The 25,824-nt window shown below is 34.5% G+C and carries 26 protein-coding genes; 7 read left to right on the plus strand and 19 right to left on the minus strand.

The annotated features are described in order from the left end of the window. Window positions 1-87: 87 nt before the first annotated feature. The 15 genes from AB6B24_RS06010 to AB6B24_RS06080 form a co-directional block, all read right to left on the minus strand. Window positions 88-1,632, minus strand: coding sequence for a DUF2142 domain-containing protein (locus tag AB6B24_RS06010; RefSeq protein WP_311843998.1), 1,545 nt, complete (start codon window positions 1,630-1,632; stop codon window positions 88-90). A gap of 2 nt (window positions 1,633-1,634) precedes the next feature. After that, a complete protein-coding gene (locus AB6B24_RS06015) occupies window positions 1,635-3,404 on the minus strand; it encodes a rhamnan synthesis F family protein (RefSeq protein WP_369164309.1) in 1,770 nt (589 codons plus the stop codon). A gap of 9 nt (window positions 3,405-3,413) precedes the next feature. Continuing rightward, window positions 3,414-4,388, minus strand: a complete 975-nt coding sequence (locus tag AB6B24_RS06020) for a glycosyltransferase family A protein (RefSeq protein ID WP_311843996.1) — start codon at window positions 4,386-4,388, stop codon at window positions 3,414-3,416. Window positions 4,389-4,403: 15 nt separating this feature from the next. After that, a complete protein-coding gene (locus AB6B24_RS06025; RefSeq protein WP_311843995.1) occupies window positions 4,404-5,759 on the minus strand; it encodes a DUF2142 domain-containing protein in 1,356 nt (451 codons plus the stop codon). Beyond that, the gene (locus AB6B24_RS06030; RefSeq protein WP_369164310.1) at window positions 5,752-6,948 is read right to left on the minus strand and encodes an ABC transporter ATP-binding protein; all 1,197 of its coding nucleotides are present in this window, start codon (window positions 6,946-6,948) and stop codon (window positions 5,752-5,754) included. The genes AB6B24_RS06025 and AB6B24_RS06030 overlap by 8 nt, the downstream gene beginning before the upstream one ends. Beyond that, complete coding sequence (locus AB6B24_RS06035; RefSeq protein ID WP_311843994.1) at window positions 6,948-7,757, minus strand: ABC transporter permease; 810 nt, start codon at window positions 7,755-7,757, stop codon at window positions 6,948-6,950. Before AB6B24_RS06035 ends, AB6B24_RS06030 begins: the two co-directional genes overlap by 1 nt. Next, window positions 7,758-8,696 (minus strand): glycosyltransferase family 2 protein, encoded by a 939-nt coding sequence (locus tag AB6B24_RS06040; protein ID WP_311843993.1) that lies wholly within the window; start codon window positions 8,694-8,696, stop codon window positions 7,758-7,760. It abuts the gene before it with no gap. Then, window positions 8,686-9,894: a beta 1-4 rhamnosyltransferase Cps2T gene (gene cps2T / locus AB6B24_RS06045; RefSeq protein ID WP_311843992.1), complete on the minus strand. Its 1,209-nt coding sequence runs from the start codon at window positions 9,892-9,894 to the stop codon at window positions 8,686-8,688. The genes AB6B24_RS06040 and cps2T overlap by 11 nt, the downstream gene beginning before the upstream one ends. A 133-nt stretch (window positions 9,895-10,027) precedes the next feature. Next, a complete protein-coding gene (rfbD, locus tag AB6B24_RS06050; RefSeq protein WP_025016599.1) occupies window positions 10,028-10,927 on the minus strand; it encodes a dTDP-4-dehydrorhamnose reductase in 900 nt (299 codons plus the stop codon). Between the two features lie 86 nt (window positions 10,928-11,013). Further along, on the minus strand, window positions 11,014-12,066 hold the full coding sequence (gene rfbB, locus AB6B24_RS06055) for a dTDP-glucose 4,6-dehydratase (RefSeq protein ID WP_023190041.1): 1,053 nt from the start codon (window positions 12,064-12,066) through the stop codon (window positions 11,014-11,016). A gap of 41 nt (window positions 12,067-12,107) precedes the next feature. Beyond that, window positions 12,108-12,362 carry a hypothetical protein gene (locus tag AB6B24_RS06060; RefSeq protein ID WP_047206739.1) on the minus strand — a complete coding sequence of 85 codons (255 nt, stop codon included), beginning with the start codon at window positions 12,360-12,362 and terminating at the stop codon, window positions 12,108-12,110. Further along, window positions 12,362-12,955 (minus strand): dTDP-4-dehydrorhamnose 3,5-epimerase family protein, encoded by a 594-nt coding sequence (locus AB6B24_RS06065; RefSeq protein WP_311843991.1) that lies wholly within the window; start codon window positions 12,953-12,955, stop codon window positions 12,362-12,364. Before AB6B24_RS06065 ends, AB6B24_RS06060 begins: the two co-directional genes overlap by 1 nt. A gap of 60 nt (window positions 12,956-13,015) precedes the next feature. Beyond that, window positions 13,016-13,306: a hypothetical protein gene (locus tag AB6B24_RS06070; protein ID WP_003129779.1), complete on the minus strand. Its 291-nt coding sequence runs from the start codon at window positions 13,304-13,306 to the stop codon at window positions 13,016-13,018. Between the two features lie 47 nt (window positions 13,307-13,353). Beyond that, entirely contained in the window at window positions 13,354-14,223 is an 870-nt protein-coding gene (gene rfbA, locus AB6B24_RS06075; RefSeq protein ID WP_010905191.1) for a glucose-1-phosphate thymidylyltransferase RfbA, read from the minus strand. Between the two features lie 191 nt (window positions 14,224-14,414). After that, entirely contained in the window at window positions 14,415-15,074 is a 660-nt protein-coding gene (locus AB6B24_RS06080) for a DUF1129 domain-containing protein (protein WP_278227934.1), read from the minus strand. A gap of 135 nt (window positions 15,075-15,209) precedes the next feature. Between AB6B24_RS06080 and rpmB the strand changes: the two genes are divergently transcribed. The 3 genes from rpmB to AB6B24_RS06095 all read left to right on the plus strand — a co-directional run bounded on the left by rpmB (window position 15,210) and on the right by AB6B24_RS06095 (window position 17,711). After that, a complete protein-coding gene (gene rpmB / locus AB6B24_RS06085; protein WP_003129776.1) occupies window positions 15,210-15,404 on the plus strand; it encodes a 50S ribosomal protein L28 in 195 nt (64 codons plus the stop codon). A 280-nt stretch (window positions 15,405-15,684) separates the two neighbouring features. Continuing rightward, a complete protein-coding gene (locus tag AB6B24_RS06090; protein ID WP_025016601.1) occupies window positions 15,685-16,047 on the plus strand; it encodes an Asp23/Gls24 family envelope stress response protein in 363 nt (120 codons plus the stop codon). Next, window positions 16,047-17,711 carry a DAK2 domain-containing protein gene (locus AB6B24_RS06095; protein ID WP_003129765.1) on the plus strand — a complete coding sequence of 555 codons (1,665 nt, stop codon included), beginning with the start codon at window positions 16,047-16,049 and terminating at the stop codon, window positions 17,709-17,711. The genes AB6B24_RS06090 and AB6B24_RS06095 overlap by 1 nt, the downstream gene beginning before the upstream one ends. Window positions 17,712-17,839: 128 nt before the next feature. On the opposite strand, the gene msrB is transcribed toward AB6B24_RS06095, so the two are convergent. Further along, window positions 17,840-18,268: a peptide-methionine (R)-S-oxide reductase MsrB gene (msrB, locus tag AB6B24_RS06100; protein WP_029344728.1), complete on the minus strand. Its 429-nt coding sequence runs from the start codon at window positions 18,266-18,268 to the stop codon at window positions 17,840-17,842. A gap of 336 nt (window positions 18,269-18,604) precedes the next feature. Between msrB and AB6B24_RS06105 the strand changes: the two genes are divergently transcribed. The 4 genes from AB6B24_RS06105 to AB6B24_RS06120 all read left to right on the plus strand — a co-directional run bounded on the left by AB6B24_RS06105 (window position 18,605) and on the right by AB6B24_RS06120 (window position 22,907). Further along, complete coding sequence (locus AB6B24_RS06105; RefSeq protein ID WP_003129762.1) at window positions 18,605-19,063, plus strand: ferrous iron transport protein A; 459 nt, start codon at window positions 18,605-18,607, stop codon at window positions 19,061-19,063. Window positions 19,064-19,164: 101 nt separating this feature from the next. Next, window positions 19,165-21,294: a ferrous iron transport protein B gene (gene feoB / locus AB6B24_RS06110; protein ID WP_311805410.1), complete on the plus strand. Its 2,130-nt coding sequence runs from the start codon at window positions 19,165-19,167 to the stop codon at window positions 21,292-21,294. Next, window positions 21,281-21,481 carry a hypothetical protein gene (locus tag AB6B24_RS06115; RefSeq protein ID WP_195935956.1) on the plus strand — a complete coding sequence of 67 codons (201 nt, stop codon included), beginning with the start codon at window positions 21,281-21,283 and terminating at the stop codon, window positions 21,479-21,481. The genes feoB and AB6B24_RS06115 overlap by 14 nt, the downstream gene beginning before the upstream one ends. Before the next feature lie 277 nt (window positions 21,482-21,758). After that, a complete protein-coding gene (locus AB6B24_RS06120) occupies window positions 21,759-22,907 on the plus strand; it encodes a type II CAAX endopeptidase family protein (protein WP_311843990.1) in 1,149 nt (382 codons plus the stop codon). A gap of 21 nt (window positions 22,908-22,928) precedes the next feature. Here AB6B24_RS06120 and AB6B24_RS06125 read toward each other — a convergent pair whose 3' ends face one another. From AB6B24_RS06125 to AB6B24_RS06135, 3 genes are all read right to left on the minus strand, one after another. Beyond that, window positions 22,929-23,834: a prenyltransferase gene (locus tag AB6B24_RS06125; RefSeq protein ID WP_311843989.1), complete on the minus strand. Its 906-nt coding sequence runs from the start codon at window positions 23,832-23,834 to the stop codon at window positions 22,929-22,931. 222 nt (window positions 23,835-24,056) lie between these two features. Next, window positions 24,057-25,037 carry a polyprenyl synthetase family protein gene (locus AB6B24_RS06130; RefSeq protein WP_269889295.1) on the minus strand — a complete coding sequence of 327 codons (981 nt, stop codon included), beginning with the start codon at window positions 25,035-25,037 and terminating at the stop codon, window positions 24,057-24,059. Window positions 25,038-25,187: 150 nt separating this feature from the next. After that, window positions 25,188-25,799 carry a nitroreductase family protein gene (locus AB6B24_RS06135; protein WP_038598686.1) on the minus strand — a complete coding sequence of 204 codons (612 nt, stop codon included), beginning with the start codon at window positions 25,797-25,799 and terminating at the stop codon, window positions 25,188-25,190. Between the last annotated feature and the right edge of the window lie 25 nt (window positions 25,800-25,824).

Consider the following 25,824-nt stretch of genomic DNA (forward strand, 5'->3'; position numbering starts at 1 on the left):
ATCTCTTTTCCCTAATTAAACTTCAGATAAATTTTTTTACTCTGTTTCACAAAATACACCTCATTTTAAACTTTACTCAAACTTTTTTCAACTAACTAAAGTATACATCCCAAGTGATAAAATTAAAACGTTAATATAAATCATTGATATTTGAAGAAAATCAGTAATTCTGCTTTCGTCTTCCAATTCTTTAACCTCATTAATTGGAATAATTTTTTTCATCCAATCCCTCCATAATAATGGTAGACTTAGTAATATTGGATAAAAATATCTAAACTGAACTCCATTGATTGACAATTCTCCAATATTATAACCAACCCTATTATCGCCAGATAATGCATAAATAATAGCTAAACTAATTACTAAATATCCAATATAAATAAATATTTTAGCTGTTTTATCCAATTTAATTTTTATTCGAATTGTTACAAGTATGAATAAAAAAGTAAAGATAACTGGTAGAATTCCCGTGATAAAATTTGAAGTATGTTGAACATACTGAAGAGGGGCCGGAGGATTTGAAGTATTTGAACCAGAAAATCCGCTAAAAGAGCCTAAAACATCTCTTATAAAAGTTCTAACTATAGGTAGAGGATGTTTAATGAAATAGCTTATACCTGCTTTATTTGTTATATTAGTGCTCACTTCAGGAGAAGTTCCCTTAGAAATCATTTTCACGATCGTGGACTGCAGATACCATCCTACTGCAATTAAAACACTCCCAATTAGTGAAATTCCGTACCAAATTTTATCTTTTACATTAATATAGTAACGTTTGGAAATAAATAATGGAACAACCCCCATCAATATAAATGGGAACTTTGGAAACATCATTAATGTTGTCGTCACAAGATAAAGGATTAGATCTTTTTTTCTGATGCTCTCTTTTTCAGAGATAAACTTTGTGATAAATGCTAATATCATTAAAGATAAACTGTAAAAAAGCCAATCATACTGAAAACTTGATACAATCCATAAGGTTGTAGGAAAAGCAGCGAATAATAGCAAAACTTCTCTATATTTCTTTCCAATTTTCATTGCCAAGCATACCATAAGTGCATAAGCAATTACATTAAAGATTCTACCCAGATAATAAGCCACAGCAACCCTTGAAGTGGTGACCATACCAATTTTCCACCCCAATGCATTAGGAATTAGTGATATATTGTTAATCCCAATTTTTTTTCCAGAATAAGTTGATGCTTTATGTTCATCTGAGAAAAATTTATTAGGAAATCCATTTTTGGCATGTTCAGCCGCTGGATTTCGTAATGTATCGTATTTTTCAACTGTAGCCCAATCTGGCTGTTTTTCTTGTTCACGTGTGAATAATTGTCCATCAGCAAGTCTAATCGTCCATCTAAGATGGGTTTCCTCATCAATTCCAAATTGAACTGGTTTTATCAAAGAGATTCCTATTCCAAAAAATAAAATTATAAAAAAAGTATTCTTAGCTAATTTTTCACTATTACCAAGTTTTAAGCAAAATACAACACCCACAATAACGACTAATGAAATAAACAGTTTCGAAGTATTAGGCATTTGATTTGGAATTATGCTAACTGCCAATTGAGTTATAAATAATAAAATAACACTTATAACCAAGATAAATAATTTTTGATTCCTTTTCATACTCACTCTTTCACAAATAGCTTTGTTGTATCCAATTTAAATAATTTATAAAACCTATAAACAATTAATCTTTTTAATTTCTTTATTGAAAGAGCCAAAACATATCGTAATCTTATATCATCTGAATTTTCAGGGCTAATATAAAAACGTTGGTTTAAAGTTCGTGAGTCAATAAATGGAGTAAGATTCAATTTATTTGGGCTGATTTTGAAGTCCATTTCTTTGTCCCATGCAAGATAAATTAGCATCCGTTCAATCGCATGCAAAATTGTATTTTGGGGCAGGGGTTCATTTGGAATTTCTCGATCCATTATTTCTAAATTAAATAAAGGTTCAAGAACTTCTGTTTTAGCCCAAAAAAATGTCCCATAACTCATTGTAAATGTATTAAAATCATGAAAATTGACTTTCTTATTCATTTTCATTCTTTTCCAGATATCATTCATAATAGGAGCAATCTGTTTATTTTCATTGTCAGCATTGACAATTTTGTTAAACCTAAAGAAACTTGGAATATCAGCAATCACGATTCCTAATTTTTGTTTTTGCTCAAAATGTGCCATAATGTTATCAGCAGGTTCAATCAACATTGATATTAACTCAGTTCTCCAAGATTCCCCTGCAAAAAAGGCAGCCTCTAAGGAGCGCTTTGTATGAAAATGACCAACAATATCATATTTTTTTAATTCTTCTTTAAGTGCTAAAAACGGCACTATATCACGCCCATGATTAGGTGTCCTGACAAGCTTAGCCTTGGCATCCTTACACTTTAACATTTCTTTAATAATTTCTTCTTTTTCATCTGTATTAGTTGTTAGATACAAATCATAATCAAACGAAAAGTTTTTAAAGGCGTCTAAAAATTCTTCAAGTAATTCTGGATAATATACATGCAAATGTACTGCAACAGTTTGGTGAAGAACAGTTTTTGATAACGGTGTAATCATTTTACTTGGCAATAAAAAATTTAAATCTGGATAACCAACTGTACTGAGATGATCAACAACAAGTGATTTTGGATAGTCGGTGTTTCTATCAATATAGTCCAGCATATAATAAGCAATACCATTGCTTTGAACGCTTTGGAACGCTTTAACTTTAATAAAGGGTACTTTTTCTTTAAGGATTACATCTGGTGCATAATAAGAAAAATCTGGATGCAAAAGATTTTTTGCATCTAGAGGCCTTGTATCAAGGACAGATTCATATTTAAACCCAGCATCCATAAAAATTTTTGTAGATTGAATTTCGTAATGGTCAATAACATCTTGAACATTCGTATAATCAACAATACTTTTCCAAAAATCTTCAAAGATCTGTGAATTAATAACATTATTGTTGAATACTTTGTAATAAGACTGAATATGCTCATCGAAATAGTGACTTTTTGATTCATGATAGGCACGATGATTTGTTATCCCCCAAAAATCAATATTTTGTATTTCATACTTTTCATAAATAGGGGCCATTTCATAAAGAGGACCAAAACAAGTGTCATTCATCAGTGTAACCGAATCATACATCTTTAATTGGTCAAACCCTACTTGCTCCATCCCATCACGCCAAGCAGCGAAGTCAAAACCTTTATTTTCACGTTGAATGAACTCATCAACAAAGTCAACAAGTTGTTGTTGATATTGTTCTGATAACTCACTGTTTGAGATAAAAATTACTTTTTCAAATAAACTTCTCATATGTTTTAGTTGATAAATAACATGGTCACTTACTTTATTGTTTTTATTGAAATGGACGTATAATAAAAGGCGTTTCATTGATTCTCCCTAATTTCCTTTCAATTTTTGAAGGAATTTGTAACTTTTTGAATTTTTAATAATATCTATCTCTTGCTTTTTCTCTTCGAGTTCTGCCTTAGTTCTATCAATCTCATCTTCTTTAGCTGCTAAAAGACTTTTTAATAGATCAATTTCTCTTTGAAAGTTAGAAATATGTTTATCTTTTTCTTTAATTTTTGAAATATTTTCAGTTAATTGTTGGTCACTTTCTAAGTAACTTTTTAACCATATTTTTACATTTGCTTGACTTGCTTTTAACACTTCTTTTGGAAGTAACGTTTGATGCTTTTCCAAAAGATAAAAATATGAATCGTAATATTTATCCCAGTTTCCTCTTTCGGTACGAGAAGTATTAAGGACACGATAATTTAGTTTTATACCTTTAACAAAAATTGGCTTTGCATGATTAATTAAAATTAACGATAACCAAAAATCATAATCTTCAAGGGCTTTATGATTCAATTGTTCATCAAAACGTACGTTCAAAATTTTGGATACTCGAACAAGGGAGGACATATCAATCAAATTTCCCTCAAGTTCTTTATCAAGACTAAACTCCAAATCATCACGTAAAACTTGACGTGAATTAACAAAATCCCAGAGCTGACAATAGGCAATATCAACATTTTGTTCTTGTAATGACTGGTGTAAAATTTCAATATATTGATCGTCAAGATAGTTATCACTGTCAACAAAAAGAAGAAAGTCACCTTTTATTTTCGTCAGAGCATCATTTCGAATTGAAACAATCCCTCGATTTTCTTCAGAAAAATAGAAAGTTTCCGAAAATGGACTTTCTTTCAATATTTTTTCAATTACTTGACCCGACTGATCAGTGGAACCATCATTAAAGACCAACAATTCAATGTTGCGATAAGTTTGTGCAAAAACACTTCGTAAGCATTGTTCAATATAAGCTTCATGATTATGACAGGTTACAACAACAGAAATTTTATCTAGCATGATTTTCTCCTTCTATTATGCATTATTCGTCCAAGTTGGTGTGATTTTCAAAACATAACTCCTGTAGAAAGTAACAACCAAATATAAAACAGAAATAGTGATGATTGTCCACACTGACAGTCTTCTAACAGTCTTTTCAGACATAGTAAAGTTGAATTTTTGTCCTAAATTTTGAACAAATGGAACAAAGAAAAACAGAAACGGCGATAGGTAACGTCCTTGTAGATTAGCACTCGCAAGACTAGCAGAATCTATAAAAAAACCTGCAAAAATACCAAACCAATTGACTAAATAAGTTAAACTGAAAATAATAACCGTTCCCGTTGCCCAAGTTGCTTTAAGTTCTCCCATCATCACAATAAATAAAATTAGTATAAAAAGAATATTTACAAAAATAGGTAGTGTAGTTGGCACAACTTGCCAAAGTTGTTTTGCATTATTTCCCATTAATTCAACATTCATATAATTTTCAATAAATTTTTTTATTATTGTAAAAATAGATATTTTTTTATTAAGGAATAAGCATGCTACTGATATTATACCAAGAATAAGCATAGAAAGAAAAGTTTTTCCTAAACTACTTAATTTTCTTACTTTATTAATAACAGGACGATAAAGCATTGGAAGTCCTAATAATGCAAAAAAAGCAAAAATATAGTTTCTTTTTATAAAATAGAATGAACAAATAAGAAAAATAGTATAGATTACTTTTTTTAATCCTACATCACGTATTTTTTCAATTCGTACGAGATCCATTAAGTTCACAACAAAGGCAGAAAAAACAAGAAAGCTAACAACATCATAACTTGGACTAAATATTTTTTGTATACCACCAACCATAAAAATCAATGTCATTGACCACTTGGCATGCTCATTTTTTTTAATTAAAAAATAAAATATAAGCGAAAAACAAATTAAATTGGCAATGCGTCCACCATAGTCCATAACTCCTAAGCTAGGGTAAATTAGTCTTGCAATCAAAACACCAATTGCTCCCGGTAAATGCATGAAGTCCAAACTTCCGAAACTGTTTCCCCCTCTATTATAAATCGAAAATTTGACACCATCATCTTGCAAATTTATTTTTTTAATAATCAATTTTTTATAAAAGGTAGGGTTAACTTTGCTTTCCGTTCCAATTCCAATAGCTTTGAATTCTTTAGCTCTCACTTGGAGATTAGACATTGATTCTGGCGCTTTTGTTGAAAATAGATTATAGCTCTTGCTTAGATGATACCCTTCATCTCCCATTGTCATAGGCGGAGTAATGAAAATTGTAAAAAAACCGATAAGCAATATTAAAAATAGAAAAATATTTTCTGGCCTAGAATATTTGCTTTGCTTGTTAGCTCGATTTTGTATTTTATTCAAACTCCCATGACCCATTCCGCTGAATTAGCCCTGTAGCAGAATCCTGTGCGCTCTTATCATCATCTGAAATATCATTACGATTAATCAAAATTACTTTCTCATCTGCAAAAGCAATCATCTCGTCCCGCTTATTTCTAATTGATACTTGTAACTTGAGTTTTAAGTTGTTGACTTGATCTAATTTACAAGTGTAAATTGCTCTATTATGCCCCTTCCCTTTTGTGAGGTAATCAAGCGAATTGTCATTATAAATCCAAATATTACGGTCCACATCTGTTAATGAAAAAGCAATATATGTTTCTGTGTCCTTTTTAACATCATAACTTACTTCAAATTTAACCTCGTCATTTGGTGTAATTTTTTGCTGATTGATGAAATTAACTTCTAAATTTTCAACCCATTCCTCTTTGATATCAATCTCTAAATCTGAATTTGCTGTCACTTCTGTTTGAAGATTATCCAAACTATACTGATTAGCAACATCATTTACATCACCAGAAACTTTAATCAATCCATTTTCTATAAGAATTGCTTTATTGCAATATTTCTTTGCAGCTCCCATATCGTGCGTAACTAAAATCGTTGTTTTTCCTGATTTTTTACGCTCCAAAAAGTAATCGTTACATTTTCTTTGAAAAGATTCATCCCCAACGGCAAGCACTTCGTCAAGAACAAGTACATCTCCTCGAGCTTTAATAGCAACAGAAAAAGCTAAACGCACTTGCATTCCTGAAGAATAATTTTTTAGTTTTTGATTCATGAACTCTTCAAGTTCGGCAAAATCAACAATTTCATCATACATGTCTGAAATTTCTTCACGCGAAAATCCAAGCATTGCTCCATTCAGATAAACATTTTCTTTACCTGTTAATTCTGGGTTAAAACCAACACCAAGTTCAATAAATGAAACCAATTTACCATTAACAATCACATTGCCTTTTTCTGGTGTATAGATCTGTGAAATAATTTTCAGTAATGTTGATTTCCCTGAACCATTACGTCCTACAATGCCAAAAAAGTCACCTTTTTCAACAGTGAAATCAATGTCTTTTAATACATGCTGTTCTTTATATCCCTTAATTCCCCGAAGACGGTTAACTAAAGTTGTCCTAAGACTACTTGCCGCTTCAGTTGGAAGGTGAAAGAATTTACTTACATGGTCTATTTTTACTGCAATATTGTCATTCATTAGATAATCTCCGCAAATTTACTAGAATTTTTTGTAAAAATCCACAAGCCGATTCCAAAAATGATAAATGGAATGAGATATGGAATAATGATGAGATAAGGTTTATCTGTCATCTGCCACAAAGTCGGATTGGTATTATTACTAAATGTCAAGATATAACGCATATCTTGGACAATTTGAGCCATTGGATTCAGCATTAAAATTTTAGCGATTGTTGGGTGTGTTTGCGAAACCTGAATGATTGGATAAATAATTGGCGTTCCATATAACCCTGCTTGCATGCCTACCTCCCAAATGGGACCCAAGTCACGGAATTTCACAAAAATAGTTGCTAAAATGAAAGCAATTCCTGTTGCGAATAATACTAACTCAACCAAAAGTGGAAGGACAAAGATAACATTCCAGGACATATGAATTCCATTTAAAAATGAAAAAATTACAACAACAACCAAACTAATTAATAAATTAATTAGTGCATTTGCAACAACCGAAAATATTATGATTGGTTTTGAGAAGCTAATTTTCCTCAACAAATCACCTCTTGAGACAACTGAAAGCATCCCCATATTTGTGGTTTCAGCAAAGAAATTCCATAAGGTCAATGCTAACAAGAGCGCAACAGCAAAATGAGGAACTGCACTGCCGAAGCGCAAGAAACGAACAAAGACAAGATACATAATTACGAATAGCATGACTGGTTTTAAGATTGACCAAAGATACCCTATCAAGCTTCCCTGATACCTTAGTTTAAAATCAGTTTTAACAAGTTCTCTAAGTAGAATTTGATTTCTACGGCTGAAGAAGTTCATTTATTTTTTTCCTTTATATGCAAATTTTGTGATGATAAGTGTGCGAAAAATACTTGTATGATAATTTTTGTTTTTACGCAAATTATATCGGTCAAGAATTTGTCGACGCTCTGTTTTTGGTTGCTTTAAAATATTGACATAATCACTGACAAGTGATTTATCAGTTTCCGACATTAGTGACAAATTTTCTGTCAGTAATTTTTGAGCTTGTTTTTGACTGGCTGTAATGAGCCACCAATATTTTTCAAACCATAAGTTTGGGTGTATCCATTTTTTTATCCGTTTTGAGAGGGTTCTTGCTCCCAAAACATTAGAATCGTGCTGACGATAAAGATGAGTAGGTTGGTCAATATAAACCAACTCGCCGAGCGCAGCTGCTACAATTGCCAAATACCAATCATGCATAATAATATCATTTGTGCTTTGCCAAAGTTGTGCAAGCTCATGATTAATCATACTCGCTCCGCCTGTGACCGTATTCTCGGTCAATTCTTGAACAAGTTTTGTATTTGCATGGTCAGACTGACTGCGTATCATGGATTCCGAAGTCACATTAAGGTTTCTGTCAGTAACTTTCAAATCTGTATAATACATGACCGGTTTACTATTATCATGTTTCTTAGTTTCTTCTAGCATTACTGACAGCTTCTCTGGCAACCAATAATCATCTTGGTCAGCAAAAAAATAGAAGTCAGCATTGTTATTATCTGTTACAAGCTCATGAAAGGATTTGATCACCCCAACATTTTCAGCTCGAATTAATTTAATTCTGTTGTCTTTACTGACAAAATCATCAACAATTTCGCAGGTTCTATCACTTGAACCATCGTCACGAATGATTAAATTCCAGTCAGTATAAGTTTGTTTTTGAATACTCTCAATCTGATCAGCGACGAACTTCTCGCCGTTGTAGGTTGACATTAAAATATTAACTCTCATCTCCGCCTCTGGCTAGGTTCTCCATTTTTCTTAAAGGCTCAGACTCATCAGTAAACTTTGGAGCGAAAAGGTCCTCATATTGAGCACAAATATGCTCCCAAGTATATTTTTCTTCGATAATTGCCTGAGCTTTTTCGTGTAATCTTTGACCTTCATCTGGGGTCAAATTTTCAACTTCTGACAAAGTTGTCAGTAAATTTTCCTTGTCAAAATAAATGACGGAATCGCCTGCTGTCGTCCGGTTGAAATTGACTCCTAAAACAACATTGACCGCTGTTGACCACATGGCCTCAAGCAATCCAGGATTTGTCCCCCCAACCTCATGACCATGTAAATAGGCAAAGGCATGTTCACGAATATATCTTAATTCGTTTTGATTATAGACTGTTCCAACAAATTTAATTCGTGAATCCTTGTCGAATTGCGTTTTTTCGCGCAATTCTTTGAAGTAAGCATTGCCTTCGTGATTAGTAATAATCACAAGGTCTCGTTTTGTTGAACTTTTCATGAAGGCTCTAATTAGCGTTTCATAATTATTTTCAGGCACAAAACGTCCTACAATCAAATAATAATCATTAACTTTATATTTTACCAGAGTTTCTGATTCTGTCAAATCGGACTTGAACTTTTCTGTTCCATAAGCAATCACTTCTGATTTAACTTGTCCATATTCACTTGTTAAATATTCTTTAATTCCTGCGTTATCTGAAATAATCAAATCAGCATATCGCACCATTTTTTTCTCAGCAAATTTCAAATAAGAACGAATTGGTGCTGCCCACTTGGTTCTTTTCCATTCCAATCCATCAGGATTGACAAATAATTTTCCACCAAGTTTATGGATTTTATTAGCATAATGGCCAATAAATCCACCTGCTGTATTCCCAAGAATATAAAAAATAGGCGCTTTGATTTCTTCTTTTTTACAATATTTAAGTGCTGCATTAATGGCTAAAATATCATAAGCAATCACACGTGCTGAACCAATTTTGGGTAACTTAATTACAAAACAATCTGCTCCAAGATACTCAAAATGTTCTCCAGGTAGTGCCATGTCTGAATTCTCACTTTGACAAGCTACATGATATTTTATATTTTTATTATTTTGATGTTTGACGAGTTCTTCAACAAATGTTTCAAACCCTCCATATTTCGCTGGTAAGCCACGGCTACCAATGATAAAAACGTGTTTTTTCATGTTGTTCCTTTTACTCACTAAAATTTATTTAGTGATTATTTCAGCCTCTCAAAATGAGAATTCTGTCAGTACTGACGAGCTTTTGCAGGTCGCTGACAGAATTTTCAATTAGTTTATTTTAATGACAGAGTCATTATTTTTTGTTAATTTCGCCTTTTACGCCATCTTTATTTTCACGCAAATCGCCTTTTTCAAGCATACTTGCTAAAGCTTCTTGCCATGTTGGAATGACAAAACCTGTCGCTTTTGCTTTTTCAAGACTCATTGTTGAATTAAATGGACGTTTTGCTTTTGCTGGGAATTTGCTTGAATCCACAGGTTTAACAAGCACATCTGTGTCTTTCAAGATTTCTTTGGCAAAATCAAACCAAGTCACATCTTCACCAGGCGCAGCATCGTTTGTTAGATGATAAAAACCAAAATCAGCTTTTTCATTAACCAAATAAACCATAAATTCAGCAAGTGTACGTGTCCAAGTTGGTCTGCCGTGTTGATCATTAACAACGGTTAATTCTGGAAAACGTGTCGCCAAGTTTTGCATTGTGAAGACAAAGTTTGGGCCATAAGAACCAAAGACCCAAGCAGTACGGATGATGTAATGTTTTACACCAGAAGCCACAACTGCTTCTTCACCAAGATGTTTCGTCCGTCCATATTCAGATTCAGGAGCTTTTGGTGCATCAACCGGCCACTCTTGGCCAATTGGCAAAGTTCCGCCAAAAACATAGTCAGTTGAAATATAAACGAGTGTTGCCCCAACACGTGCTGCCGCTTCGGCTACATTTTTAGTTCCATCAACATTGATTTTTTCATCAAGTTCACGACCTTCGTCTTCAGCTTTATCAACAGCTGTATAAGCCGCACAATGATAGACAAGTTCAGGTTTATTTTCATCAAAGAATTTATCAACAGCGACGCCGTCAGTAATATCGAGTTCTTTAGCATCTGTTGCTGTATAAGCTATGCCACGTTCATCAAGTAAATGACGCAACTCTGTTCCAAGTTGTCCATTTCCACCTGTTATTAAAATCATTTGTTCTCCAATCTTTAATTTTTCTACTGACAGATTTTTTCATTATTACTGTCAGTAACTTTTAGATAATATAATTGGAATTTATTTTATTTATCCAAAACTTTTTGTGTTTCAGCATATTTTGCTTCAACAGCTTCTTTTTCAGCTTTCCACCAGTTTTCGTTTTCACGATACCAGTCGATGGTCGCTTGCAAACCAGATTCAAAGTCAGTATGTTTTGGAGCCCAACCAAGTTCTGTACGTAATTTACTATTATCAATCGCGTAACGAAGGTCATGGCCAGCACGGTCAGTTACACGGTCATAATCGTCTTTATCTTTGCCCATACGAGTCAAAATATCTTCAAGAACTTCTTTGTTATTTTTTTCACCGTCTGCACCGATAAGATAAGTTTCGCCCATACGACCTTTAGTCAAAATTGTCCAAACACCTGATGAATGGTCTTCTGTATGAATCCAGTCACGAACGTTTTTACCATCACCGTAAAGTTTTGGTTTGATTCCTGAAAGAATATTAGTAATTTGACGAGGAATAAATTTTTCGATGTGTTGGAAAGGTCCGTAGTTATTTGAACAGTTTGAAATTGTTGCTTTAAGCCCAAATGAACGGACCCAAGCACGAACAATCAAATCAGAAGCCGCTTTAGTTGAAGAGTAAGGGCTTGATGGATTGTAAGGTGTTTTGTCAGTAAATTTTTCACCTTCACCTTCGCCATGACCTGGCAAATCTTCGCGATAAGGCAAATCACCATAAACTTCATCAGTAGAAACATGGTGGAAACGTAAATCATATTTACGAGCCGCTTGAATCAAAGTATAAGTTCCGATAAAGTTTGTTTGGATAAATTCATCTTGAGATTTCAATGAATTATCATTATGGCTTTCAGCTGCATAGTGAACAATTGCGTCTGCTTTAGAAGCCACTTGATCAACAATTTCAGGGTCTGCAATGTCGCCAACAACAAGTTCGACACGTCCACTGTCAAATAACATGTTAATGTTATTAACATTTCCTGCATAAGTTAATTTATCCAAAACTGTGATATGCACGTCTGGATGATTGTTATAAACATAGTGTACAAAGTTTGAGCCGATAAATCCTGCTCCACCTGTCACAACGATATTTTTAAATTCAGTCATGTTTTTTCCTTTTTAAATTATTTATTAGTAAATCTTGAAAATTAATCCACTCGATATTCTCTGACAAATTTTGCTTTTGGCACAGCTTTTAAATATTTTCCATTGAAGACCAAATAATCGCCAATAGGAACTGTCATTTTGAGTAAACCACCGACATTTTTTACTGACAGTGATTTGTCATTCCAAGAAAAGCCCCCGTCAGTAAGTGCCTGATTGGCCCAGCTCGGTCTGTCAGTATTTTTTTCAACTTGCCAAAATTCTAAACGTTTTTTAGTTCGTAAATGTAAAGCAAACATTAGAGTTCATCAGCCTTCAAAGCTTTTACATCTTTTAATAATGGATGATTTTTATCAGCTTCAGAAACTTCAGCATTTTCAACATCTTCCCACTTAATTCCCAAAGTTGGGTCAGCATAATTCACAAAAGCGTATTTAGGTTTAAGTTCAAGTGCCCAGTAATCATTAACTAAATAGCTATAAGAAACTGTGTCAGACAAAACTTGGAATCCATTAGCCACACCACGTGGAACAAAAATTCCTTTACTTGCATCAATCACAGTTTGATAAACATGACCGAAATTTTCTCCTACACGTAAATCAACCCATGCGCCTAAAACACTTCCGCCATCAGCGACAGAAATATACTTATCCCAAGGTTCAGCGTGGAGACCACGCAAAACATTTTTACGAGAAAAACTTACATTGTTTTGTAATTTTTCTTCGGCAAAGAAGCTTTCTGGAAAGCCAAGTGGCATCATTTTTTCTTTTTGGAAATTTTCTTTAAACCATCCACGATTATCACCATGAACTGGGATATCAAATTCTAACATTCCAGGAATTTGGCTGATTTCTCGTGCAGCCAATGTTTTTTCAAAAAAATTATCAGTCATATTTTTCTTTCTAATCACTATTTTCAAAGTTTATTCAAGAACAACGCTAACTTCATTCAGTCACTTATCTTTTTTCGCTTTTGCATTGACGTGTGATTTTTGAATGTGTTCGAGCGTTAGGTTATTAGGTACATCTGGATGATGTTTTCGACAAAGAACATAAAGTCCATCAGCTGTGCGGTGAAGTCCAATTCGATGACAACCTGGTGCATGACATTTTAGTCTTCGCCAAACAACAGCAAAGACACCAAAAAGTGGCAAACAGCTGAAAAATCCGCCCCACCACGCTGACCAACCTGCGTCAGTCACACCAGTAAACCACAAAAACCATTCCCAAATATTTTTTAGCATTGATTGTCCTTCTTGTACTTTGACAACTTTACTTTAATAATGACTTTTTAGTCTTTTCCAATCAAACGAAGCAAGTATTGACCATACTCATTTTTCTTAAGTGGTTGGGCCAATTTAAGAACATCGTCAGCTGTAATATAACCCATACGGTAAGCAATTTCTTCCAAGTTTGCCACTTGCATATTTTGCATCCGTTGAACTGTTTCAATATATTGTGCAGCTTCAAGGAGAGATTCATGTGTTCCTGTATCTAACCAAGCAAAGCCACGGCCCATTAATTCAACTGACAAATCGCCACGTTCAAGATAAGCTTTATTTACGTCAGTAATTTCAAGCTCTCCACGAGGTGAAGGTTCAATGTTTTTGGCAATTTCAATAACATCATTATCGTAGAAGTATAAACCAGTTACTGCATAATTTGATTTAGGTTCTTCTGGTTTTTCTTCAATAGAAACAGCATTCATGTTTTCATCAAATTCAACGACACCAAAACGTTCTGGGTCAGGAACATGATAACCAAAAACAGTGGCTCCTTTTTCTTTTGCAGCTGCATTTTGGAGCATTTTAGACATTCCAGGTCCGTGATAAATGTTGTCACCCAAAATAAGCGCAACTGAATCATCGCCAATAAATTCTTCACCAATAATAAAGGCTTGAGCCAATCCATCTGGTGATGGTTGTACTGCATATTGCAGATTAATCCCAAACTCAGAACCGTCTTGAAGTAACTCTTTAAAACGTGGGGTATCTGTTGGTGTCGAGATAATCAAAATGTCTTTAATCCCAGCCAACATCAAAGTTGACAATGGGTAATAAATCATTGGTTTATCGTAAATAGGCATCAATTGTTTTGACGCAGCACGTGTCAGTGGGTAAAGTCGTGTTCCAGACCCTCCTGCTAAAATAATCCCTTTCATCAAAGGACCTCCATAATCATAATTAATCAATATACATTATAACACAAAATGTTTCTCAATACACAACCCTCTGTGGTCATTTTGGGGATAAAAGGTTGATAAATAGGCATTTCTGACACTATTTTAAAACACTAATGAAAAGATTCTACCTATATAAATAAAAAAATCTCTAAAATTAGAGACTTCCTTTTTTATCTTCTTGGTTGAGCAACCAAAGCAGATTGAATGTTAAATTGACGTTTCAAGAGCCAACGAACTCCAAAGGCTACAAGTCCAACAATAACTAAAGCAATTGCAGGAAGTTGCAAATTAACTGATGTTGGCAAAAGGCCAGAGAAGATAGTTACCGCAATCCAAAGGAGAACTGACAGAGTGGTTGCTGCAAAACCTTTCCAATTCCAAGTTCTACGACTGTTATCCGCTTTAGGACGATAAAAGTAACGATACATCATATACATTACCAAACCAGCAACTGCCGCTGACAAGATTGTTGTAATCAAGCCATAAACCGGAGCTTTAGAAGTGATAAGTGCGGTTACTCCATTTAAAAGAGAAATAAATCCTAAAAAAAGTAGGCTACTATCAAGCCACATCAAAACTGGATTTTCATTTTTTTCACTGACAGGTCTGTCAGCAATTTTTGGTTGATATTGAGCAACAAATTCAGTTGGCGCTCCCAATAATTTACGAGCAATAATTCCTGATTTTTGACCTTCAATAATTTGTGGAAGAATGTCATTCAAGATTTCTTTAACTTCTTCATCTGATTTCCCAACTAAAATCAGTTGTTTCGTTACCGAATGAATGTATTCTTTATTTTTTGCAGTAAGTTCTTCGATTAAATTTTCCATAATCTCATTTTATCAGAAAGCGTGAAAAAAAACAGCCAAAAATAGTCAAAAGCTTGATTTTTTTATTTGAAAAATGTTATAATCAACAAGTATGTTGTTTTTAAGCACATAAAAATCTAATGGGAGGTAAATATCATGTCTAAAGAATGTTATTTTACTGGTCGTAAGACTGTTTCAAGTAACAACCGTTCACACGCGATGAATCAAACTAAACGCGTAGTTAAACCAAATCTTCAAAAAGTTACAATTCTTGAAAACGGTGAACTCAAAACTGTATGGGCTTCAGCTAAAGCTTTGAAGAAATTGCCAGCAGGCGTAGAACGCGTATAATTTTTGTTTTTTGCAAAACACAAAAATATCCTGTCATCTGACGGGGTTTTTTTATTTACTGACAAGCTCTGTCAGTAAATAAAATTGTTACCAACAAACTCTGTCAGCGCTGACAAATGGTAAATTTCAAAAAGCAGTTCAAAAGAGCTGTTTTATTTTATAAAAGTATGATAAAATGAGTAATGATATTTAAATAATATGGAGGAAAGTGCCGTTTGTCAGTCAATTTTTCTTTATTTACAAAAATTTGTAAATTATTGACGACGGTACAGCTATGAAAATGAGTGTTACTATCAACAACCAACACGGGAATGTCGATATTGCTACCGAAGTCATTGCAACGGTTGTGGGTGCGTCTACAACTGAAATTTTCGGCGTAGTCGGCATGACCAGTAAATCCGCTGTTAAAGATAATGTTCGCAGTGTTTTGCGTCAAGAAAACTATTCTAAAGGAGTTGTCGTTACAACTGCTGACAACGAAACTTCTATCGATGTTTATGTTGTCATTTCTTATGGTGTAAAAATTAGCGAAGTTGCAAAAAATATTCAAGAACGTGTTCGTTTCAATCTCGAAAATCAACTTGGCATCACAGCCAGTAGCGTAAACGTATATGTACAAAATGTGAAGGTGGTTGAAGATTAGTGTCAAATATTAATGCAAGTAAATTTCAAGAAATGGTTCAAGCAGCGGCAAGCCGTTTGAACGAACAAGCCGAATATGTTAACTCGCTTAATGTTTTCCCTGTTCCCGATGGAGATACAGGAACAAACATGGGCATGACCATTACAAATGGGGCAAAAGATGTTGCTTCTAAACCAGCTGATACTGTTGGTCAAGTGGCTCAAATTCTTTCAAAAGGTCTTCTTATGGGAGCTCGCGGAAATTCTGGTGTTATTTTAAGCCAACTTTTCCGTGGTTTCGCTCAATATGTTAAAGATTACGAAGAAATTGATGGAATCCATCTTGCAGCTGCACTTCAAAATGGGGTTGAAGTAGCCTATAAGGCAGTTATGAAACCCGTTGAGGGAACAATTTTAACTGTTTCTCGTGGTGCTGCTGAGTTAGCAAAACGCAAAACTGACGAAACTGATGATGCTGTTAAAATTATGGAAGCAGCACTTGAAGGAGCTAAAAAAGCACTTGCCATGACTCCTGATATGCTCCCAGTTCTTAAAGAAGTTGGAGTTGTTGACTCTGGTGGTCAAGGTTTGGTTTATATCTATGAAGGCTTTTTAATGGCGCTTAATGGTGAATTCGTACCAGAAACACCTGTTGCCGAACTTGGCGCAATGGACCGTATGGTTAATGTTGAACACGAAAGTGTTGCCAATGCTTCAACAGCGGACATCAAATTTGGTTATTGTACAGAAATCATGGTTGAACTCGGTAAAGGTCCAACTTCTCGTGAAAGTTACGACCACGATAACTTCCAAGCTTATCTTGCAGGAATTGGGAATTCACTTCTTGTTGTTGATGATGAGGAAGTCGTTAAAGTCCATGTTCATACAGAAGATCCTGGTTTAGTTATGCAAGAAGGACTTAAATATGGACGTCTTGTAAAAGTTAAAGTTGACAATATGCGCCTGCAAAATGAAGGTGTCGCTGAAAAAGAAGCAAAATCAACAAATGTTTCAACTTCTACTTCTAAAAAAGACTGGGGCTTAATTGCTATTGCTGCTGGTGAAGGTTTAGCTGATATTTTCCGTGAAATGGGTGTTAATCATGTTGTTTCTGGTGGTCAAACAATGAATCCTTCGACAGAAGATATTTTGACTGCTATTGAAGCTGTTAACGCAGAAAAAGTAATTATCTTACCTAATAACAAGAATATCTTTATGGCCGCAAAATCTGCTGCTGAAGTTGCTGAAATTCCTGTTGAAGTGATTGAATCTGCCACTGTTCCTCAAGGATTTACAGCACTCTTGAGCTTTGACCCTACACGTTCAATTGAAGAAAACAAAGCCGCTATGACTGATGCACTTCTTGACGTTAAATCTGGTTCAGTAACAACAGCCATTCGTGATACAAATGTCGATGGTATCGAAATTCATAAAAAAGATACACTTGGAATGTTGAATAACAAAATTGTTGTTTCAACACGAAAAATGAATGATGCAATCTTTGCTGTCTTTGACCAAATGATTGATGAAGATAGTGAGATTGTAGCGATTTATATTGGTGAAGAAGGCAAAAAAGCCAACGCTGACAAAATTGCTAAAGAACTTGAGAAAAAATATCCTGAGATTGAAGTTGAAATCCACGAAGGAAAACAACCGGTTTATCCATATCTCTTCTCAGTTGAGTAAAATATAGAAATAAAAAATTCTGATGTTAAACATCAGAATTTTTCTTTTGTTTTATAAAAAGTTACTGACAGAAGCATTTTTCATCGATTAAAATTTCTGTCAGTAACTTTTTTATTGAGTATATAGAATTATGAAAAGTATTTGATGTACTCTCCATAACCTTCTGCTTCTAATTGGTCAAAAGGAACGAAACGCAAAGCGGCAGAATTAATACAATAACGCAAACCTCCCTTATCTAAGGGGCCGTCAGTAAAAACATGACCCAAATGACTGTCAGCATTACTAGAACGAACTTCTGTACGTTCCATAAATAGAGATTTATCTCGTTTTTCTTTGACAACCCCTTTTTCAATCGGTTGTGTAAAGGCTGGCCAACCGCAGCCTGATTGATATTTATCTAAACTTGTAAATAGCGGTTCGCCACTCACAACATCAACATACAATCCTTTTTCAAAAAAATCATCAAACTCATTAGCAAAAGGGGCCTCTGTCCCATTTTCTTGGGTAACACGATAAGCAAGTGGGCTTAATTTCTTCTTAAGTTCTTCTTTTTCCATCAACAATTTTCCTTCCCTATATGTGAGCATTGACTGTCAACCTTTTTGACACTAATGTAAACTTGGTTGACAAAGGGCTTGACACCTTTACATTAGGCTGTCAACGAACACTTTTTTTGTCAAAAACAAGTCCTCATCTGATATGATTCATCCTATCAAAAATCGCTATTGATTTCCATTGAAAGTACTTAAAGATTTTAGGAGATCCATTTCTTAAACATTAAAAGTTACTGTTATTTTTCAGAAAATTCTTGTATCGTACTTTAAATTTTGATATAATCATAAATGTAAAACTTACTTGACATTTTCTGTAATCATTTGATTCCGGGAGGTAAAATGAAAACTCTTAACAATACCCATATTGGGCAAATTTATTATATTCATAAAATTATTGGGAAAAACCAAGCTAAACTGCGTGATTTAGGCATGATTTCCGATAAAAAAATAACACTAATTTCTACTGACGGCGAGAATGCAATTGTCAAAATTGATGAAACTCGCCTTGCTTTAAGTTCTGAATTTTTGGAGCAAATTTTTGTAAAAGAAGAACGTTCTAGCGAGGATATCATTGGTTTAGCTCACTTGCAAGTTGGCCAAACTGGTGTCGTTCGCATGATTGATGCAACGTCTGATATCAGGCGCCGCTTGATGGACATGGGCATTACGCGAGGAACAAGTGTTCATCTGCAAAAATTAGCACCACTTGGCGACCCTCTTGAACTTAGGCTTCGAGGCTATTCTCTCTCTTTGAGAAAGACGGATGCTGAAAAAATTAAAGTCGTTCTTGAACGATAGTAAGCAAAATTGTTGACCTATTTTTATCGTTATTTTTGTAAAGAAATTGTCCTAGAATACTTAACAAAGTCTAACGAAATTTAAGAAGAAATTTTAATAATATGAAAATAATTGCACTACTCGGAAACCCCAATAGTGGAAAAACGAGTATTTTTAATCAACTAACCGGTTCAAATCAGCAAGTTGGTAATTGGCCAGGGGTCACTGTTGAAAAGAAATCCGGGTTTTATCGAAAAGATAAAAGTATTTGTATCCAAGATTTGCCTGGTCTTTACTCTCTTTCTCCTTATTCACTTGATGAGCAAGTTGCCAGAGATTTTTTGACAAAAACACCACCGGATGCCCTCATTAATATTGTGGATTCAACGAATTTAGAGCGTTCACTTTATTTGACTTTACAGCTGATGGAACTTGGAATCCCTATGGTTTTAGCGCTTAATATGAGCGACCTTTTGGCTGGTCAAGGAAAAAAAATCGACATTGAAAAACTTTCTTATAGCCTTGGAATTCCTGTTGTTACAACCTCGGCCATTAAAAATAAAGGTTTAGATGAGGTTGTTAAAGCAGCACTTAAAAGTCATGAAAGTCAGCCTTTAGATTATGACCATCGACTTGAAGGGGCGCTCTCGGAAATTGGTAAAGTAACTGGTTTTACCAATCGTTTTGAACAAATAAAAGTTTTCGAAGGCGACAAACTTTTATTAGCTGGAGAAACAGATAAAGCGCTAAGTCAGCAAGTTCCTACTGACAATTCTCAAGCTGGCTTATCAGCAAAACAACTGGCTGAAATTGAGGAAATTGTTTCTATCACCGAAAAATTAATGGCAGATGACCGTGAATCGATTATCGTTAATGAACGTTATGATTTAATTGGTCATATTGTTCAACTTTGCGTTACTCAGACTGAAACTGGTAAAATTAATCTGACAGATCGAATCGACCAGATTATTACCCATAAATGGTTGGGACTTCCTATTTTTGTTTTTATCATGTGGTTGGTCTATTTTATTTCTATTCAAACTGTCGGAACAGCAGCGACCGATTGGCTCAATGATGTCTTCTTTGGTCAATGGCTTCCTGATTTAATTGCCAATGGAATGAATGCTTTAGCGGTTACTCCTTGGGTTCAAGATTTAGTTTTAAATGGTGTCGTTGCCGGAATTGGGGCAATTTTAGGTTTTGTTCCCCAGATTTTTGTTCTCTTTTTACTTTTAGGAATTCTGGAGGATTCTGGATATATGGCTCGGGTAGCCTTTGTCATGGACCGAATTTTTAGACGATTTGGCCTTTCTGGTAAGTCTTTTATTCCCATGCTTATTGCTTCTGGCTGTGGCGTACCTGGAATTATGGCGACGAGAACGATTGAGCAAGAACGGGACCGAAAAATTACAATTATGGTCACAACTTTTATGCCTTGTTCTGCCAAACTTCCTATTATCGCATTAGTTTCTGGTGCCTTTTTCCCTCATGCTTCTTGGGTTGCTCCTAGTGCTTACTTTTTGGGAATGTCAATGATTATTCTCTCCGGTATTATTTTGAAAAAAACACGGATGTTTTCCGGCGATACTTCGGCTTTCATCATGGAGCTTCCTGCCTATCATTTACCATATGCGATGACTGTTTTAAAATATGCTTTCGACCGTGCGTTTTCTTTCGTCAAACGGGCTGGTACGATCATTTTCGCTATGAACGTTCTGATTTGGTTCACTTCAAATTATAATTGGACCTTGGCACATGTTGATGCGGGTCAATCCATTCTTGCTGATGTTGGTAAAGTTGTTGCTGTTATCTTTGCTCCTCTTGGTTTTGGGGAATGGCGGGCAACAGTCGCTACAATTACTGGACTAATTGCCAAAGAAACAATTGTCGGAACAATGGGTGTCCTTTTTGCTCATAATTCTTCTGACAGTCACCAACTCTGGTCCGCTGTTCAAGCCACCTATACTCCTCTTTCCGCTTATTCTCTCCTTGTTTTCAATCTGCTTTGCGCGCCATGTGTTGCTGCAATCTCAACAATTTATAAGGAAATGGGCGATGTTCGCTGGACTTTACGAGCGGTTGGTTTTCAAACTTTAGTTGCTTATAGCATGAGTTTCATTATTTATCAATTGGGTAGTTTGTTTAGCTCACAAAACTTTGATGTTTTTAGTTTATTAGCATTAATTGTATTGTCGGTTGGTTTATATTTCATTTTCAGAAAAGGGAAAGGTCTTACTTATGAACTTAGCTAGTATTGTCATTTTGGCTGTCATCCTCATTATTACTGGATTTGCCATTTTTAAAACTGTTCGTAGCAAAGGGGCTTGCGAAGACTGTAATGTTAACACTTGTCCGGTCAAGGGAGCGGCGGCTCTACACGTTTCAGCTGAATCTCATTCAACTAAAAAAACAGATGTTAAACATGATTGTTGTAATTAAAAAGTTACTGACAGACTTATTATGGTTAAATTTGCTACCATGGCAAGTCTGTCAGTATTTTTTTAATTTATTTTGAACGTTTTAAAATACCTATAATTTTGTCAGTACTTTTCACTTAATAATCTTGATTTGCCTGCTAATTACCCTTTGTTTATAATTGACAAGAAGAAAATTTATAACTATAATCAAAATATAACTGAAATATTATGCAAAATCTGTCAAAGTTTTTTCACAAAGGCTCACTGACAACTATTTTTGAACTCAAGAAAGGTCTTCTATGAAAAAATACATCAGCGTCTTTAGTGTTTTCTTGGTCTGGCTTGCCTACCTACTGGCACTCGATCCTATTCTCAAGGCTCTTGGTCTTATCAATTGGTTACGCAGCCTCGGACATTTTGCTTCGCTAACTTCTATTATTATTCAAGAAATTCCAATTATCATCATCTTACTGCTACTCAATCATTTTTTCTGGCATCAAAAATTGCTATTTAAAGGTTATAACTGGAAAAAAGCATTAGGAATGTTCATTCTTCCTTTAGTCATGTTTCTGGCAGGTTTAGTTCTTGCAATAGAAAAACATGCCCCCGCTTCATATATTTTTCTAGCTATTGGAGCCACTTTATTAATTGGTTTTGCTGAAGAACTCTCTTTTAGAGGTTTGATTTTTGGTATTTTAGTTAAAAATTCTAAAGATAAGATTATTGTTCCTTTATTTATTTCAAGTATACTATTTGGACTCATGCATTTGGTCAATATTCGTAATCAGCCTTTAGGAAATACTATCATCCAAGTTCTTGGAGTTATGGCTTTTGGACTTTTCGCAGCTGTGGTTTACATGAAAACAAGCAATTTGATTTTTGCGATTGTGGTACATGCCATGAATGATTTCATGGCAATCATGGCCAGTTCGGGTAGTTTATCTTCACAACAAACCAACCCTCTGACAATTCTCTACGAATGGTTTATTTTTGGAACACTCGCTTTCGCATTATTTTACACGGGTTGGACTCAAAGAGAAAAATTCATTGCCGCTATTCAAGAACGTAGTCCACAACTTACAGCCCGTAAGTTACCTACTCTTGCTCAAAGTTCAACTTTCCGTAGAATTTTTGCCCTAGTTTCAATGATTTATGGCATTTTGATTTTACCAACGATGCTCCTTTTTTCAAAAATATCTACTAGTGCTGGCAGTCGAGCAGAAATTGCAAATAAAGCATTACCTATTTATCTTTTATTCCTTCTAGGAATCGCCCTATATGTCTTTTTAATTGTTTTCTTTGATTTCCACTTAGGAAATCTTTGCTGGTTATTACTTCCATATATCGGTGGTCCAGTCTTTGCTTTAATCGCTCTGGTTAATGGTGCAAGACCACTAACTCAAAAAACAAATCAATCTAAAACAATCAATAATAAAACTCCAAATTAATTCATTTGGAGTTTTTCTTTTTTAAAATTTAATTAAACTAACAAAGAATAGTAGGACTTGTACAAGTTGAAAAACCATTAAGATTTTAACCGATGAAATAAATGTTTCTTTTTTTACTTGTTTTAGCAAATATGGTCGAGCAAATTTTATCATCAATGGTGCAATTAACAGAATCAAAAGCATAATTGGAGAAAGTAATCCTAAAATTACAGCAACAACAATGGTAACAAAAGCCAAAATTAAAGCTGTAGTCCACCAAATAAGTGCTGCCTTTTTTCCAATATAGTGCACGATTGTGTAGCGGTGATTGGCTTCATCTTCTTCTAAATCGCAGGTGTTATTGGCTAACATCAGATTTGCAATCAATAACGTATTAGGTAAAGCAATCAAGAAAGTGGTTGCCAGATTCGCAAATGACCAAACAAAGTTCTGAGAACTATTGATATAAAGACAAATCAGAAAAATGACATAACCCATTGTCAAACCTGATAAAAGTTCCCCAAGTGGAAGTGATGAGAGCGGTTTTGGCCCTCCAGCATAGAAAACTCCAACAGCATAACAGAGTAATCCCAACCAAAAGACTGCCCAACCAGTCATTAAAGCGACAATAATTCCTAAAATCAGACTACCAAAAAAGAAAAAGGCCAATAAACTTTTGATGAGTCCCATTGATAAGTTCTCGCGTCCGATAATATTTGTATTTTTTTGATAATCATCTGTATCTACTGCTTTATGATAATCATTATAGTTGTCCCAAATATCAACAAAACAGTTGAACATAAACATTGCCACAAAATAAATAGCGAGCGCTGACAAATTGACTGACTGATAATGATAAAGCGAGTAAGCAAGCCCTAGTAAAAATGGAAAAATTGAAGCAGTTTTAGCTTTCAATTCAATTAGTTCAGCAAATATTTTAAAATTCATTATTTCCTCTTTTTATTTATCAATTCGTCTATAAAAACTATTTCTTATTTTATCACATTTTAAATCAAAACTTTTAAAATCAAACTAGAGAAATACTAGCTTTGAAAGCTTTATCTCAAAAGTTACTGACAGAAATTTTGAGATAAAAAAGTTACTGACAGAAAAATTTCCGAATAGCTGTCAGTAAAATTTCCTATGAAAAAGCCTGTCAGTGACAGGTTTTCAATAATTTCTTTCCAATAAAATTTGTGTTGCTTCTTCTAAAATCTGCCGATTTGGCGACTCTGGTAATTTCCGAATTTCATTCAAAGCCAGTTCTGTTAATCCTCCAGCAACAAGGAGCGCTCCTGCTATCCCACCTGATTCTGTCACTAATTCTGCTAAATCTAAACATTCTTGTCTTGACAAATTTTCTGGCGCTTCTAAATAAGGAGCAATCGCTTCATCATTTACTTCACGAGCCAAGAGTAAAGGTAATGTATAAATCCCTTGACGGAAATCTGTCAAAATAGGTTTATCAGCTTCATCAAGTCCTACTGTAAAATTTAAAATGTCATCATAAACTTGAAAAGCAAGACCAATTGCTCGACCAATTTTACGGGCAGAATGTTGTAATTTTTTATCCCCGCCAGCAAAATAAACACCTTCTAAACAGCTAAGACTCAGTAATTCAGCTGTTTTTCCGCTAATTGCTTTCATATAGCGTCTCGCTGTATTATTTTTGTCAAAAGCAGATTGCATTTGAGTCAATTCACCCTGAAGAATTTTTTTCATTGATTGAGCATTTTTAGCGACAAAACTTGTCCCATTCATGGTTTCAATCAATAATTCAAAATAAACAGTATAAACAAAATCTCCAGCATAAACAGCTACATCTTTGCCAAATTGTGACTCTATTGACGGTAAACCACGTCTTAAAGGAGAGTCGTCGATAATATCATCGTGAATCAATGTTGCTGAATGAAGCATCTCTAATGATGCAGCGATTTTAATGAGCTTCTCTTCATCTTTAGAGCCATTAGGGACAATCCCAGCGAACAGCAAAAAAAGCGCAGGACGAACCATTTTCCCGCCACGTGATGCAAATTTCTCTAGTGCTGCTTCTATCTCTTGATTATTAATTTTTAAACGCTCAATCATGAGCGCTTGAACATCCTTTAATTTATTCTGAATTTCGGGATAATCCTGCCAAAATGTGAGCAATGTTTTTTCTCTTTCCTCTCGATAATTCATTCATTTCTTTTGATAATGACTTATCAAATATCTTACTCCATTTTAGCAAAATAGACCCAATGTTGCGAACATAATGGCTTTTTTTCATAAGTAAAAAGAAGTTCAGATGAACTCCTTTTTTTATCGAATTTCCATAATTTGACTTTGAGGTAGGCGGTAACTTGGTTTTCCTTTATCTTCTGAATTTCCAAGCGGAATAATTAGTTCTGGGCGATAACGTTTTTCAACTTCTAAAAGTTCATTCACTTTTTGAGTTCGATTAAAGCCCATGATGATGTTGCTTTCATAACCGTAATTTTTAATAGCCAAAACAAGATTCATTGTAACCAAACCAATATTGATAGAAAGATAATTACTTTCATGAAGTTCTTCAAATCCTTCATACATTTGTGGATAACGACTATTGAAGCGCAGAAGTTGTTCATCATCCAACTCTCCAGCCCCTAATCTAGCAATCTCACGAGAACGTTCAACTAAATCTGTATCGCTAAAGAGGACAATGACTGCACCAGCTTGTTTGATTTGTTCGTGATTGCCAGGATCAACTTCAGAAAGTAATGCTTCCCGTTTTTCTTCTGATTCTACAATGACAAAATGCCAACTTTGAATATTGTGGGCAGAAGGAGCTAAACTTGCTGCAGAAATAATTTGTTTAACATCCACTGTGGGAATTTTTTTACCGTCAAAGTTTTTTACTTTGTGTCGTGATTTATTGAGCTTTACGTAATCCATGATACTCCTCTATTCCTCTTATGAG

Source organism: Lactococcus sp. AK05 (assembly GCF_041026685.1).
In the GTDB taxonomy this organism is placed as follows: domain Bacteria; phylum Bacillota; class Bacilli; order Lactobacillales; family Streptococcaceae; genus Lactococcus; species Lactococcus lactis.